Annotated in this window: 11 protein-coding genes; 1 reads left to right on the top strand and 10 read right to left on the bottom strand. The window is 55.0% G+C overall.

What is annotated here, in order from left to right:
* Window positions 1-10 precede the first annotated feature (10 nt).
* Together aaeA and aaeX are read right to left on the bottom strand one after the other, a co-directional pair.
* Window positions 11-943, bottom strand: a complete 933-nt coding sequence (gene aaeA, locus ACA108_02140) for a p-hydroxybenzoic acid efflux pump subunit AaeA (protein ID XEX96366.1) — start codon at window positions 941-943, stop codon at window positions 11-13.
* A gap of 7 nt (window positions 944-950) precedes the next feature.
* Window positions 951-1,154, bottom strand: coding sequence for a p-hydroxybenzoic acid efflux pump operon protein AaeX (gene aaeX, locus ACA108_02135; GenBank protein XEX96365.1), 204 nt, complete (start codon window positions 1,152-1,154; stop codon window positions 951-953).
* A gap of 191 nt (window positions 1,155-1,345) precedes the next feature.
* Between aaeX and aaeR the strand changes: the two genes are divergently transcribed.
* On the top strand, window positions 1,346-2,293 hold the full coding sequence (aaeR, locus tag ACA108_02130) for an HTH-type transcriptional activator AaeR (GenBank protein ID XEX96364.1): 948 nt from the start codon (window positions 1,346-1,348) through the stop codon (window positions 2,291-2,293).
* Window positions 2,294-2,313: 20 nt separating this feature from the next.
* Here the strand turns inward: aaeR and tldD are convergent, their stop codons facing one another.
* The 8 genes from tldD to csrD all read right to left on the bottom strand — a co-directional run bounded on the left by tldD (window position 2,314) and on the right by csrD (window position 14,742).
* Window positions 2,314-3,759: a metalloprotease TldD gene (gene tldD, locus ACA108_02125; protein ID XEX96363.1), complete on the bottom strand. Its 1,446-nt coding sequence runs from the start codon at window positions 3,757-3,759 to the stop codon at window positions 2,314-2,316.
* Window positions 3,760-3,954: 195 nt separating this feature from the next.
* A complete protein-coding gene (gene yhdP, locus ACA108_02120; protein XEX96362.1) occupies window positions 3,955-7,758 on the bottom strand; it encodes an AsmA2 domain-containing protein YhdP in 3,804 nt (1,267 codons plus the stop codon).
* Window positions 7,759-7,817: 59 nt separating this feature from the next.
* Window positions 7,818-9,287, bottom strand: a complete 1,470-nt coding sequence (rng, locus tag ACA108_02115) for a ribonuclease G (GenBank protein ID XEX96361.1) — start codon at window positions 9,285-9,287, stop codon at window positions 7,818-7,820.
* The gene (locus tag ACA108_02110; GenBank protein XEX96360.1) at window positions 9,277-9,870 is read right to left on the bottom strand and encodes a nucleoside triphosphate pyrophosphatase; all 594 of its coding nucleotides are present in this window, start codon (window positions 9,868-9,870) and stop codon (window positions 9,277-9,279) included. Before ACA108_02110 ends, rng begins: the two co-directional genes overlap by 11 nt.
* Window positions 9,871-9,878: 8 nt before the next feature.
* Window positions 9,879-10,367 (bottom strand): rod shape-determining protein MreD, encoded by a 489-nt coding sequence (mreD, locus tag ACA108_02105; protein ID XEX96359.1) that lies wholly within the window; start codon window positions 10,365-10,367, stop codon window positions 9,879-9,881.
* The gene (gene mreC / locus ACA108_02100) at window positions 10,367-11,386 is read right to left on the bottom strand and encodes a rod shape-determining protein MreC (GenBank protein XEX96358.1); all 1,020 of its coding nucleotides are present in this window, start codon (window positions 11,384-11,386) and stop codon (window positions 10,367-10,369) included. Before mreC ends, mreD begins: the two co-directional genes overlap by 1 nt.
* Before the next feature lie 64 nt (window positions 11,387-11,450).
* Window positions 11,451-12,494: a rod shape-determining protein MreB gene (mreB, locus tag ACA108_02095; GenBank protein ID XEX96357.1), complete on the bottom strand. Its 1,044-nt coding sequence runs from the start codon at window positions 12,492-12,494 to the stop codon at window positions 11,451-11,453.
* A 307-nt stretch (window positions 12,495-12,801) separates the two neighbouring features.
* The gene (gene csrD, locus ACA108_02090) at window positions 12,802-14,742 is read right to left on the bottom strand and encodes an RNase E specificity factor CsrD (GenBank protein XEX96356.1); all 1,941 of its coding nucleotides are present in this window, start codon (window positions 14,740-14,742) and stop codon (window positions 12,802-12,804) included.
* Between the last annotated feature and the right edge of the window lie 275 nt (window positions 14,743-15,017).

The raw sequence follows: 15,017 nt of genomic DNA, 5'->3' as shown, positions 1-15,017 counted from the left end.
TCAGCCGCGCTTAACCAAATTCACGCAGACGATGCATGAACTTGATAAATACGGAATCCTGGCTGATATCCCGGTCTTTTTCACCGGTGACAACAACCGTTGCCGTGGTCCCCGCCGGGAAAAGGTTGCCCCGCTGCTGATCGAGACGAATACGCACCGGCACGCGCTGCGCCAGACGAACCCATTCCAGATTGGAGTCAACCGTAGCCAGGCCTTTTGAGTCACTGGTACTGCTGGCATTGGTGACGCCTGCGGAAATACTGTCAACCGTACCGCGCAGCACGCGGTTGCTGCCAAGCGGGGTGATCTGCACGCGATAACCCGGACGAATGCCCTCGAGCTTGGTTTCTTCCATATAGGCAAGAATGTAGAAGGTGTGCTGCTTCACCAGCGCCACAGCCGTAGAGCCACGGGTAATAAATTCCCCACCGTGCACATTAAGGTTGGTCACCCAGCCATCTGCCGGAGCACGAATGACGGTACGTTGCAGATCCAGCTGCGCCAGGTCACGCGTGGCTTCAGACTTTGCAAGCTGGTGCAGCACTGTTTGCAGCAGGTTATTGGACTGGTCAATCTCTTCACGAGACATAGCCTGGGTGCCGAGCTGGTTACGACGTCCTGCCTCGCGCCGCTTTTCACTGGCTAACGCTTTGTAGTAGGCAACATCAGCTTCGGCCTCTTCCAGCGCTTTCTGATACCGTGGCTGATCGATGGTGAATAGCACCTGATCTTTCTTCACGAGCTGGTTGTCATGAACCGGAACGGCAGTGATCAGGCCTGAGACGTCCGGGGCGATGGCGACAACATCCGCAGTAAAGCGGGCGTCACGCGTCCAGGGTGATTCGGTGTAAAACACCCAGGCACGGAATATGGCAATAAAAGCCAGCAGCACAAGAATGAGCGTGATGGCGGTGCGGGTTATTTTTCTTGTAAGTGTTTTCACATCAACCTCAAACGAACAGCTGCGAGATGAGCCAGAACAGGCAGCAGTAAAGCGCTGTATTGAACAATGCCGGATGCCAGACGAAATCATAGATGCCCGTAGGGGTCAGCAACCTGCGTACCAGCCAGAACGCGGCCAGCGACAAAATCAGCTCAAAGAATATCGGTGGAAAGGACAGCCCGAATACCACGATAACCGGAAATAAAGTCATGTTAACCTTGTCTGAATAGTACTTGCGACACGACGCCTGATAGTGAATCCGCGAAAGAGTTGCCGGGAACGGCAGGCGAGAACGCGGTAGGGGTCGTGTTAATAATAATATATTAACGTAACTGTTACCCTGTTATCTATAATATGTGATCTAAATCACTTTTAAACCAGAGTGAACAATCAGAGTAAATAATGGAAAGACTTAAACGCATGTCGGTGTTTGCCAAAGTTGTCGATCTCGGCTCGTTTACCGCCGCCGCAAGGCAATTACAGATGAGCGTTTCGTCCATCAGTCAGACGGTTTCGAAACTTGAAGACGAGCTTCAGGTAAAGCTCCTGAACCGCAGCACCCGCAGTATTGGCCTGACCGAAGCCGGGAAAATTTACTATCTTGGCTGCCGTAAAATGTTGTATGAAGCGCAGGAAGTACACGAGCAGCTTTACGCTTTTAACAATACGCCAATCGGCACACTACGCATTGGCAGCTCTTCAACCATGGCACAGAATGTCCTCGCCAATATGACAGCAGAGATGCTTAAAGAATATCCTGGGCTGACGGTGAATCTGGTGACAGGCATTCCAGCTCCCGACCTGATTGCCGATGGCCTGGACGTAGTGATCCGCGTCGGCGCACTTCAGGATTCCAGCCTCTTTTCGAAGCGGCTTGGGTCGATGCCGATGGTCATCTGCGCGTCGAAAACCTATCTCCAGCAAAACGGCGTGCCCGAAAAACCGGCCGACCTGGCTAATCATTCATGGCTGGAGTATAGCGTACGTCCCGATAATGAATTTGAGCTGATTGCACCGGAAGGTCTGCCGACGAAGATCATCCCGCAGGGACGCTTTGTGACTAACGATCCCATGACGCTCTCACGCTGGCTGAAAGCCGGTGCCGGGATCGCATACGTGCCGATCATGTGGGTGATCGATGAAATCAACAGCGGCGACCTGGAGATCTTATTCTCGCGCTACCAGTCCGATCCTCGTCCGGTGTACGCGCTGTATACCGAAAAGGATAAGCTGCCGCTGAAGGTGCAGGTGTGCATTAACTATCTGACTGAGTATTTTGTGAAGGTCGCGCAGCTGTATCAGGGGATGCGGGAAAGGAATGGCAGAGGTTCAGAAAACAGCCGGGGCTAGCCCCGGCCGTAGATTAAGGCTTAAGCGGTGCCGCCAACCGTCAGGTTATCGACTTTAAGCGTTGGCTGGCCTACGCCAACCGGCAGGCTCTGGCCCTCTTTGCCGCAGACGCCGACGCCGTTATCCAGCGCCAGGTCGTTACCGACCATCGAGATTTGCTGCATGGTTTCAATGCCCGAGCCAATCAGCGTCGCGCCTTTCACCGGTTTGGTCACTTTACCGTTCTCGATGAGGTACGCTTCTGAAGTAGAGAAGACAAACTTACCGGAGGTGATATCCACCTGGCCGCCGCCGAAGTTAGGTGCATAGATGCCGTACTCGACGGATTCGATGATTTCCTGCGGCGTGGATTTCCCCGCAAGCATATAGGTATTGGTCATACGCGGCATTGGCAGGTGCGCGTAAGATTCACGACGCCCGTTACCTGTTGGCGCAACGCCCATCAGTCGTGCATTCAGCTTGTCCTGCATGTAGCCTTTCAGAATGCCGTTTTCGATCAACACATTGTACTGGCCCGGTACGCCTTCGTCGTCGATGGCAACAGAACCACGGCGGTTTGCCATCGTGCCGTCGTCCACCACGGTACACAGCTCAGAGGCGACAAGCTGGCCCATCTGACCGCTGAATACGGAAGTGCCACGACGGTTAAAATCGCCTTCCAGACCGTGCCCCACGGCTTCATGCAGCAGCACGCCCGGCCAGCCTGCACCTAGCACCACCGGGAACATACCGGCAGGTGCCGCAACGGCAGAAAGCGTAATCAGGGCCATGCGCACGGCTTCTTTCGCCCAGGCGTCGGCACGCACTTCACCGCCCACGGTTTCGAGGAAATAGTCATAGCCAAAACGGCCACCGCCGCCGCTCGATCCTCGCTCGCGCTTGCCGTCTTCTTCCACCTGTACGCTGACGGACAGACGCACCAGCGGACGAACGTCTGCCGCCAGGGTGCCATCGGTCGCCGCGACCAGAATTAATTCATAGACACCGGTCAGGCTCGCCGTCACTTCTTGAACACGTTTGTCCGCGGCTCGCGCCACGCTATCAACGCGCTTGAGGATGTCGAGCTTTTCTTCACGGGTCATGCTCTGCAAAGGATCGGCGCTGGTATACAGCGCGCTGTGCTGTACCGCACCCAAGGTACGCGCACGGCCATCGCCCTGTTCACGCACGATGCTACGGGCTGCATGAGCACTTTGCTCAAGAGCCAGCAGGCTTATCTGGTCCGCATAGGCGAAACCGGTCTTTTCCCCACTCACGGCACGCACACCGACACCCTGGTCAATGTTGTACGAGCCGTCTTTAATAATGCGGTCTTCTAATACCCAGGATTCGTGATAACTGGACTGGAAATAGAGATCGCCATAGTCGAGTCGACGCTCGGACAGCTGTCCAAGAATGGAAAACAGATCTTGATGGTTTAAGCCATTCGCAGACAGCAACTGCTCACTTACCAGGTTCAGACTCATCGTTTGGCTACTCTTGTTTCATACAATTGGAGGTGCCCTAAATAGTTCAGGTCACGGAAAGGCGGCAAGCTCGCAATTCCCCAGAAGCATATTTTTACTATGTGACTGGGGTGAGCGAGCGCCGCCAACGCATCTGTGGCCTGAATATAACGGGCATATCTATTGAGCTTGCGGCAATTAGCTCCTCGCGTCAAATCACTTAACGTCCTTGACACGAGGCTGGCGCAGCACTTCGTTGATTTTTGGATCGTCTATCGGACCGGTGATGTGGTAGCGCAGCACGGAGATTTTACTCCACAACGGCCCCAGCACCTTACTGGCGGCAAACACGGCGGCCCCGACGATCGGGTTGATGACGAAGGCCGTCGCGACGCCCACCGTGGCGGAGATTTCCGGTGCTACGACGGCTTCCATGTTGAGCTGGTGGCGGACCAGATCGACGGAGCCTTTCATCGCGATGTCTGCTTCCAGGCCGTCCACCAGCGTGTCATCGGTGTGCATCACGCCATCTTTAATCCAGGCGGTGCTGCGGATGGAGTCGAAGTAGAACCCGTTCCCGAAGGTATCGCTGAAATCAAAGCGCAGTTTGCGCAGCAGCGTATCGAAGCTGACCAGGCGCAGCAGTTGGCCCGCGTGTCCCGTGCCGAGTTCGGAAATCTGTCCTTTGCCCAGATGGGTATGAAGAATGCCGTTCAGGGAAGAGACTTCCGGCTTCCACGGCTCAGCGCGCCAGTGCAGGTCGTAATCCACATTGAACGGGGAATCCTGGATTGGCGTTTTGGCGCCGAAGAAGTTGGTCGCCGCATCCAGTTTTTTGCCTTTCAGTTTGCCTTTCAGAGAAGTGCGCACTTCGCTCGGGCTGTTCACCCACTCACCGTTGCCCGTGAGGCGCGCAAAGCCATTGTCCACCAGCCCGTTGCTGAGTTTTAGCGTGCCGCCCTTAATGGCGATATCGCCGTCAATGCGGCCATATTTCTGCCCCCACAACCAGCAATCGGCGCAGCGTAGCTGCAGATCCGGCCAGTCCCGGAAGCTTATTGCGTCATTTTTCGGGGTGGAAGTACCGCTCGGCAGCGCGGACGAATTAGCGATGCTCCAGGCCGGGTTGAAGTAAAGATACTTAATCTCCGCCTGCCACGGTGCGCTATCGCGAATATTGAGCGTGCCGTTAATTTCCCGCCCCTGGGCATTGATTTGCGCCCCTCCCGGCAGCTGCTTCGATACCAGGCTCAGGTTATTCCAGACCTGACCACCCATAGTCAGCGCTGGCGTGCGCAGCGTAATGTCAGAGGGGAACTGAGCGGAGTTGCTGACCTGCTCCGTTGCCCCCTGACTAAACAGGGCCAGCCACTGGGCGCCATCCATCGCAGGCAAATCCAGCTCCAGCCCCTGCCGATCCGGCAACGGCGGCACCGTACGGCTGTTGGTTGCCCAGATGGCGCGATCGAGGGTCAGCTTTTTATTCAGCAGCCAGCGGCTCGAGAAGTGGTTGTTGCCCGCAGCGCTGCCCGTCAGGGTAAAACTATTAAGATCGCCCTTCACGGCGACTTTCAGCGGCAGTGGCTCTCCCGCAGATGTATTGACCGGCGCAGGTAAGTGACTACTTACACTCTTCAGATCGGCTTCAACGTCGACGCTGTAGGTCGGTTTCCCTTTATAAGGCAGGGTGATCCCAACGTTGCTTTTCCATGCCGCGCTGCCGCTCAGTGCTTTGTTAATCTGCTCCGGCAACACGCCCATTTTGTTCGGGCGCCAGTTACCGTTAAGGTTAACGCCAATCTGGTAATCCGTGTCTCCCGTTCTGGTATCAAAATTGATTTCCAGCGGCTGGTTAAACCAGGTTGCACGAAGCGGCTCGCTTTGCAGGTCGCCGTTTACAAAGCTGAATTTACCGCTGAGGTTTTTCAGCGTGCTGGAGAGCGGTTTGATCAGCAGCGTGTTGTTGTTTAGCACCACGTCGCCTTTGGCGGTGGTCATCTTGCCGTCAAACGGGATATCAAGATGTAAGCGAGCATTCACATTGCCGCCAATCTGGAGCTCATCCAACGCCGCGCCCAGCGAATCCTCAAGCGGCGTCTCTTTGAAATAGGGACCAACCGCGCTGCCCGGCCCGCTGATATCGGCATCAATCAGCATCTTCTCTTTCGAATAATCAGGAATGATGGCGGTCAGGTTGCGGGCCGTGACCCCGCCGAGCTTCACTTCCGGCGTTTTCATCCACAGCCCGTCATTAAGGAAATCGAGCTCAATGTTGAGATTTTCAAGCGCGGGCCAGTCCGGCTGGAAGGCGTACTTCGCGTTACGCAGCGGCACCAGCACTTCAAACTGCCCTTCGTTGTGCTTATAAGGGAAGAGCTGCGGGTTGCCGCCGTACACCAACGTGGCGCTGTCGGCCTGGCCGCCCTGAATCGCCCCGCTCAGGTAATCAACCAGCTCTTTGCCCATCAGGTTTTCCGGGAAATAGCGCCAGGCGTCCGCCCCGTTGCTGGTGCTGATACCGGCCAGAATGCTCAGCCATGGATCACCATCCGTGGGCTGGTAGTAGCGGAAATCGCCTCTCGCCCACAGCGAGCGGGCTTTAACATCGATTTTCTTACCGTCGAGCTGGAAACCATTGGCATTCTTTTGCCACTCAAGCGTAGCGGCCCCTTTCTCTACTTCCAGCGGTGCACGGAATACCGTCTCGTACGGCATTTTAGCCTGGTTCACCAGGGCGTTAAGCTGACCGTGTTCCACGCTGCCGGTAACAGAACCGGAGAAATTCTCCATGCCCGGCAGCATTTTCCACTGGTGCCAGCTGACGTCTTTCCAACGCCCTTGCAGGCGGGTTTTTTCCGTTTGCCGTAGGGGAATATCCGCAGCCAGCACGTCGATGTGGCCGCGCGGCTGCATGATATTCCAGATTTCGCCAAGGTCAGGAGAGATCTTCGCGGCAATCGGCAGCAGGCCGTTGAAGCTTTCCAGCTCAATATTGGTGGCGCGAACGTGCAGCTCTTCGCTGCGCTTGCCTTCTTTACCCCCGACGTCCTGCGGACCAATCCAGGCCAGCGACAGCGAGCCTTCCAGCCACGTTTTTCCATCGAGGGTAATATTGGTCGACGGGATAGTCAGATTCCAGCCGGCCTGGTCGCGGTTAACCCGGGCCATCAGGTTATCGACGGAAAGCGTGTGGTCGCTCTTATTGCCTTTCCAGCTCGTACCGCCCTGTTTGAGCCAAATATTGCCGCCTGCGACATCCCCTTTTCGAATATCCACCCAGGCTTCAAGGCTGAACTCAGCATTCTTTAGATCGATATTGTCCTGCATCCAGCGGCCCAGCCAGGGCTTAACGTCAACGCGGTCCGCCTGCAGCCAGATTTTACCGTTGTTCAGGATGCCGTTATCGTCACGCAGGTCCATCCTCACGTTAGCCAGGCCATGCTGCCCGGTAAAGCTGGAAAGGCTGACCTGCCCTTCGGCGCGGTGACGATTTTTTGTGTTCAGCCAGTTCAGCTGCGGGATGGTCAGTTCGGCGCGCTGGCCTGAAATGGTGAGGAAGCTAAGGGAGCTGTCGCGAAGATCGAAGTGATCGAACTGGCGAAAGAAAAGATCGCTGATTTTTCCCGGCTTAAACTTTCCTTCGCCGCGGTTCTGGCTAAGCGGTGTGTTGCTGCGCATGTGAAGCTGATAGAAGGTGAGATCGCGGAACTGCCAGCGAGCGTGGATCATGCTTTGCCAGATGTCCAGCGCCAGCGTCACGCGTTTGATGCGCATTTCGCCGCCGTCTTTCAGACCCGCTTTGATATCGCGAACGTCCAGCGTAGGACCGAAATTTTCCCAGCTGGCTTTAATTTGGCTTGCGTCCACCGGCGTGCCAGTCATAGCCTCAATTTTGTCCAGCAGTGCCGGGCGCCAGGCATCCAGGTGCGGCAAAACGAGCCGCAGGCCACTGACCAGCAGTGCGACGATAACAATCAGCGTTGCGCCTGTGATCACCAAAATGCCGGGCAGTCGCCTCATATCTCTCCTTGTCAGCCTTGCGGCCATGTCACCCTGTACAGTCCATCCGTCAGGATAAACTACATCATTACGACGTCGAACTGCTCCTGATTATAGAGCGGTTCAATCTGGACTTTTACCTGCTTGCCGACAAAGATTTCTACCTCTGCCAGCGCGTGAGATTCTTCGCTTTTCAGCGCTTCGCCAACCGCCGGAGACGCGTAAACCAGGAAACGGTCAGACTCGTAGGCATGGTGCACGCGGACGATTTCACGCATGATCTCATAGCAGACGGTTTCGACGGTTTTCACCGTTCCGCGCCCGTGGCAGGTTGGGCAACCGGCGCACAGCACATGTTCTACGCTTTCGCGGGTGCGCTTACGGGTCATTTCCACCAGCCCCAGCTGAGAGAAACCATTAACGCTGGTTTTCACCCGATCTTTACTTAGCGCCTGTTCAAGCGAGTGCAGCACGCGGCGGCGGTGGTCCTCGTTATTCATATCGATGAAATCGATAATGATAATGCCGCCGAGGTTACGCAGGCGCAGCTGCCGGGCAATCGCCTGGGTCGCTTCGATGTTGGTGTTGAAAATGGTATCGTCGAGGTTGCGGTGGCCCACAAACGCGCCGGTATTAATGTCCACGGTAGTCATCGCTTCGGTCTGATCGATAACCAGATAACCGCCGGACTTAAGCTCGACCTTACGCTCAAGGGCTCGCTGTATTTCATTTTCCACGTCAAACAGATCGAAAATGGGCTGGCGGCCCGTGTAGTGTTCGATGTTGCCGTGCACTTCCGGCATATACTCTTCGGTAAACTCAAGCAGCATGTCGTAGGTCAATCGCGAGTCAACCCTGATACGATCCAGCGCAGCGTCTGCGAAATCGCGCAGCACGCGCTGCGCTAACGCCAGTTCGCCATAAAGTTCACAGCGAGTTTTATTGCGCTTTTTACGCTCGCTGACTTTGGTCCAGACACGCTTGAGGTAGGCTGCATCAGATGCCAGATCCTCTTCACAAACCCCTTCCGCCGCGGTGCGAATTATGAATCCGCCCTGCTCGTCACAGTAAGCGTTAACTACACGCTTTAAACGCTCCCGCTCTTGTTCGCTTTCAATACGCTGAGAAACGCCAACGTGGGAAGCCCCGGGCATAAATACAAGGTAGCGGGATGGCAGGGTAATGTCGGTTGTCAGGCGGGCACCTTTGGTTCCCAACGGATCCTTCACCACCTGCACCATTAAATCCTGGCCCTGGCGCACCAGCTCAGAGATATCGCGGACCGTGAAGTTTTTACGCTCTTCTCCTGCCACGCATTCGGTGTGCGGCATGATGTCGGAGGCGTGAAGAAACGCTGCCTTTTCAAGGCCAATATCTACAAATGCCGCCTGCATGCCCGGTAGCACCCGGCTGACACGACCTTTGTAGATATTCCCTACAATTCCTCGGCGCGCTTCACGCTCGATGTGGATTTCCTGCAGTATTCCGCCGTCAATATAGGCCACCCGCGTTTCTGAAGGGGTAACATTGACCAGTAATTCAGCCGTCATCTTTTCCTCGTCCATCACGCAGTGCGTGAAAATTACTCAGCAACTCATAGGTTTCAACCAGCGGCAGACCGACAACCGCATGGTAACTGCCATTAATTTTTCTGACGAAACAGCCACCCCGGCCCTGAATGCCGTAAGCACCCGCTTTATCCATGGGCTCACCGCAGGCAACGTATTCGGCAATATCCTGCTCGGATAAGCTGCGAAAAGTCACGTCCGTCACCACCAGGCAGTCGAGCACCGTCTGGCTGTCCGCCAGCGCAACAGCCGTCATCACCTGATGCTGATGACCAGAGAGTAATCGTAGCATCTGAACAGCATGTTGTTGATCGCGAGGCTTTTCCAGCACTTCTCCATTGTAGATAACAATGGTGTCCGCACCTAATACCGGCAAATCACCTGGAGCCAGCGCTACACCCGCCAGCGCTTTGTCCCGCGCCAGGCGTCGAACATACTGCTCCGCACTTTCGTGCGCCAGACGCTGCTCTTCAACATTCGTGACAATACGTTCGAAGCTGACACCAAGCTGGGTCAGTAACTCCTGGCGACGCGGCGAACCGGAGGCGAGATACAAAGCTGTCATGATTACCCTTACTGCACGGCAAATTGCTGACGAATTTTACGCATCAGCAGGAAGATCCACGGCCAGAGCACGCCGTTCACCACGCTGCTCCAGAAGATTTCAGGTCGGAAAGAGACGTTGATAACCAAAAATTCTGACCAGAAGACGATGACGTCAGTTACCAGCGACAGCAGCATGACCACAAGAGCCTGCTGCCACAGCGCGAGGTTACGGAACAGCTGGAATTTTAGGGCTGCCAGATAGGCGACGATACTCAATGACAGGGCGCGAACGCCCAGCGTGGAGCCACTAATCAGATCCAGTATGGCACCCACCACAAAACCTGTGCCCACATTTACGCGGTGGGGCAAGGCCAGGATCCAGTAGAGCAGGATCAACAGCACCCAGTCCGGACGATAAACTTTCAGTTCGTCCGGCCAGGGCATGACCTGCAATAACAGGGCAACCAAAAATGAGAGCAAGATAACCCAACGTCCCTGGCTACGATAGCTCCCCACTACTGTCCCCCTCTGGTCACAGCTGCAGAAGGAGCCTTCGCTGCCGGTGCGGGCTGGGTAATCCCCGTGGCTGGTGGGGGCACGGGTGCCGGCGGCCCAACGGAATCAGCGGAAGGGAGAACCTGCGGCATCATCTGCATCAGACGCTCGTTTGCTACGCGATGAACCTCATCAGGTGGCATCGGGGTTTTGCCTTCGCGGTCCGCCCCCCACAATAGCAGCAGGTAACGCAGACGTTGCAGACCAGCCGTTGGGCGGGCCTGAATAACCGTGTACGCACGCTGCGTATCGAGTTTGACGGATGACACCACGCCGACCGGATAACCTTCCGGGAAGCGACCGCCCAGTCCTGAAGTCACCAGTACGTCACCCACACGGATATCCGTATTGGCTGGCAGGTGTTCTAGTTGCAGATCGTCAGTGCAGCTGTTACCGGCAGCAATCACACGGATATCATTTCGCAGTACCTGAATCGGCAGCGCATGAGTGGCATCGCAAATCAGCAGGACGCGGCTGGTAAGCTTGGCTACCGCAACAACCTGGCCGACCACACCTTTATCACTAATAACCGGCTGGCCTTCGTAAACCCCATTGACGCTGCCTTTATCGATAACGACCTGGTCGCTGTAGGGATCGCTGACGGTAGAGATCACCTGGGTGACCATCTTTTGCTCATCCTGGCGCAGCGGCGAGCCGAGCAGCTCACGCAGACGTGCGTTTTCCTGACGGAACTGGCCCATCATCAGTAATTCGCTGTTTTTCAGGATGAGTTCCTGACGCAACGCACGGTTTTCAAGTTCCAGCTGGTCACGTGACGCCAGCGTTTGCGACACGCTATCAAGCAGTTCACGGGGACCGTTTGAGACAAAATAGAAAGGACTGACAGCAGTATCCATGTACGTTCGGATCTGGCTGAACGCACCGAGTCGGCTGTCGGCAACAATGACGCCAATCGCCACTAATAGCGCCAGGATAAGGCGAATCTGTAGCGACGGGCCACGGCTAAAAATGGGCTTCATAGGCTATGCGTATTCCGAGGCCAACAAGAAGGGGCAGTACAGGACTGCCCTAACGTGCGGCTGATTACTCTTCGCTGAACAAGTCGCCGCCGTGCATGTCGATCATTTCCAGCGCCTTGCCACCGCCGCGGGCTACGCAAGTCAATGGATCTTCTGCAACTACTACAGGAATACCGGTTTCTTCCATCAGCAGACGGTCGAGGTTACGCAGCAGTGCGCCACCGCCGGTCAGTACCATACCGCGTTCGGAGATATCGGAAGCCAGCTCTGGCGGGCACTGTTCCAGTGCAACCATCACCGCGCTCACGATGCCGGTCAGCGGCTCTTGCAGCGCTTCGAGAATTTCGTTGGAGTTCAGGGTGAAACCACGCGGTACACCTTCTGCCAGGTTACGGCCACGCACTTCGATTTCACGGACTTCGTCGCCCGGGTAGGCAGAGCCAATTTCGTGCTTAATACGTTCCGCGGTCGCTTCACCAATCAGGGAGCCGTAGTTACGACGCACATAATTAATGATGGCTTCGTCGAAACGATCACCGCCGATACGTACGGATGAGGAGTAAACCACGCCGTTCAGTGAGATAACAGCAACTTCAGTGGTACCACCACCGATATCAACCACCATAGAACCGGTTGCTTCAGAAACTGGCAGGCCTGCACCAATTGCCGCAGCCATTGGCTCTTCAATCAGGAACACTTCACGCGCGCCCGCACCCTGAGCGGACTCACGGATAGCTCGACGTTCAACCTGCGTTGCACCGACTGGCACACAAACCAGCACGCGCGGGCTTGGGCGCATGAAGCTGTTGCTGTGGACCTGCTTGATGAAGTGCTGCAGCATTTTTTCAGTCACGAAGAAGTCAGCGATTACGCCGTCTTTCATTGGACGGATAGCCGCGATATTGCCAGGTGTACGACCCAGCATCTGCTTTGCGTCATGACCTACAGCAGCAACGCTTTTCGGTGAACCGGCACGATCCTGGCGAATGGCCACGACGGAGGGCTCATTCAGTACGATGCCTTGTCCTTTTACATAAATCAGGGTATTCGCGGTACCCAGGTCAATGGACAGGTCATTGGAAAACATGCCACGAAATTTTTTCAACATACTAAGGGATAATCCTGAAAGCTGGGGCGGAAACAAAATCCGCTTACTTTACCAACCACACGTTGCAGCGACAAGGCGCTTAAATGTTCTGCAGCGGTGAAAAATTGTGCTGTTTGCTTCAACTGTAACATCTACCCTTAGCGGCGCTTCATCCGTAGAGGAAGTAAACAGATGCTGTAGGTTAAACGAACAGTGCAAAGTAGCAAACCGATACCTTGCATGCTGCGATATTCTGGCCGGCAGGCGTATTTGCCCCCTTGAGATACAGCGCGCGTTATTCTACGTGGAAAACTTGATAAACGGCAGGTTAAACCGAGTATCTTTGTGAATATTTTTTCACGTTGCTGTCCAGCGGCGCGGAAGAGGCAAAAAAATCACCCTGAGCGCCGCTTATACCCTTCTCGGTCAGCGTCTGCCACTCTCCCCGCGTCCTTACGCCCGTGGCAAAGACCTGAATTTTCGTACCGTGACAGGTCTCGACGAGGCTCTGAACAAACAGCTGATTTTCGGTGCGCTTCTGGATGTTTCGCACAAGACCTGGATGCAGTTTAATTAACTCTACGTCCAGCTCCTTGATGTAGCTGGTGCTGACCACAGTTAAACCGGCCTGAACAATCGCCACTTGAGCACCAAGAACCTTGATTAACCTTATCACCGGTTGTAGGCGGCTGATGTGTTGACACACATCAGCCTCTGCAAGTTCAAAAATAATTCGCGCTCGTAGCGATTTTTCACATTGCATTAACGTATCCCTTAACCAGCGCTGGAAAGGAATGCGAATTAGCGAATCAACCGTTATCTGCACGGCGAGCGTCTCTTCAGGCCAGAACCCCACCAGCCGCAGGGCCCGGGCGATGATTTTGCGATCATATTGCTCAAACAGGCCGAACTGTTTCACCATCGGCATATACTCGGCCGACAGTACCTCTTCTTCACCGTCAAAGATACGGCACATGATTTCGCGATGATGAACGTTTCCGCTGCGGGTCACCGCCGGCTTTTGGTAGAAGCGCGGTCCACCACGGTGCAACGACTGCTCAATGAGAGTACGCCACTTAACGTTTCCGCGCCCCTTTTCCGGCAGCTTATCGTCATATATCGACCAGCTATTGGTGCCCTGCAGAGAAGCATTGCGGGTCGCAACCTCAGCATGTTCCATTACCTGCTCTTTCGTATGCCCACTTCGCCAGGCGCAAATACCGATGTGCAGCATGTCGTTACGGTCAAGAATTCGCGTTGGCGGCAGAGCATCCACAGCGGTCAGAAGCTGGCTGGCGAAACTGTCCGCTTCTTTTAAGGTGCGATGGGGCAGCAGGACGGCAAAATCGCTGCGAAAATAGCGGGCAAGCAAAGCGCCCGGATAGCGCATCACAAAGGTGGACAGCAAGTTAATCAGCGTAAAGAGATATTCTTCTACGGCCGCACGCCCCCAGGTATCATGGAGGGTGTCAAAATCTGGCAGGCGGATAATCATCACCACGCCGTGGGCGCCGACCTGTTCCTGATCTTCCAGCAGCATCGCCAGTTGGTTATCAAAAAACAGGCGGTTATTAAGCCCCGTTTTGCCATCCTGAGCAGCAAAGGCTCGAATTAAAGTATCCATGCGGCTGCGCTGTTCGCTGGCATTCTGAAGATCGGATAACAGCAGGTCCATCGCGCTACTGGCGCGGGTTGGCCACTCCAGCACAGACCCTCTGACGCCAGCACTTCGGTCACCGTTCAGGATGCGGGTAGCGCGTTTTTCCAGCAGCTCCTGTCCGGCCAGCTGTTTCTTCATCCACTGCATAGCAAGCAGCAGCACCAGCAACATAAGGCCGATGGCTATAGAAAGCGGCACGGTAGTGAATAAAGAGTGGTAGTAACTGGCAACGGGATCGCGGTAGGTCAAGCTGACGGACATACCCGGGTGTTTCATGAGGTCAACAGCCGCCTGTCTGAAGCCATATGCCGTGGCCTCCGGCTCGTAACCCTGCGCAAGCTTCTGGGTATAAACAACGTTGTTACCCATTTTCAGACGAATTTCAGTAATGTCGATCGGCACCATTACATCGTTAAGGCGCGTGGAGAGCATTTCTGGGGAGGAGGTGACAAGCTCGCTGTCAATAATAGTGGCAACGGCCAGCATCCGTTGATGCACTTTGTCATGAGTGGCATTGAAGAAGCTAAGCGAGCAGCCAATAAGCGTTACAAAGATGGCTAAGCCGGTTAGCAACGTCATAAATGCTGAAAGCTTCGTCGTTAATCGCATCCCTGAGTTAACTCCGTCTGCTGAAGAAATCGCCACCTTAACCGGGCCTGGTTGATGCGGCATTACATAGTAAAAGGCTATGCCTGGCAAACCCCGTAAGCCAAAACATCGCCATTTGTTGCGGCAAAAGGGCATAAGGCGTCCTTAAGCGAGTATAGTCGGCAACTTTTTTTTGCCAATGGTAAGCAGCGGTAACAGCCGGACTTTACCGTAAATTTCAATTTTTTGTGAGATATTCGCCGGGAGGCCACTTCTCCGTCATGCTTAGTTAAAAG

Source organism: Dryocola sp. LX212 (genome assembly GCA_041504365.1).
Classification (GTDB): domain Bacteria; phylum Pseudomonadota; class Gammaproteobacteria; order Enterobacterales; family Enterobacteriaceae; genus Dryocola.
The sequence above is the reverse complement of the archived record's forward strand: the minus strand, read 5'-3'. Positions and strand labels throughout refer to the sequence as shown.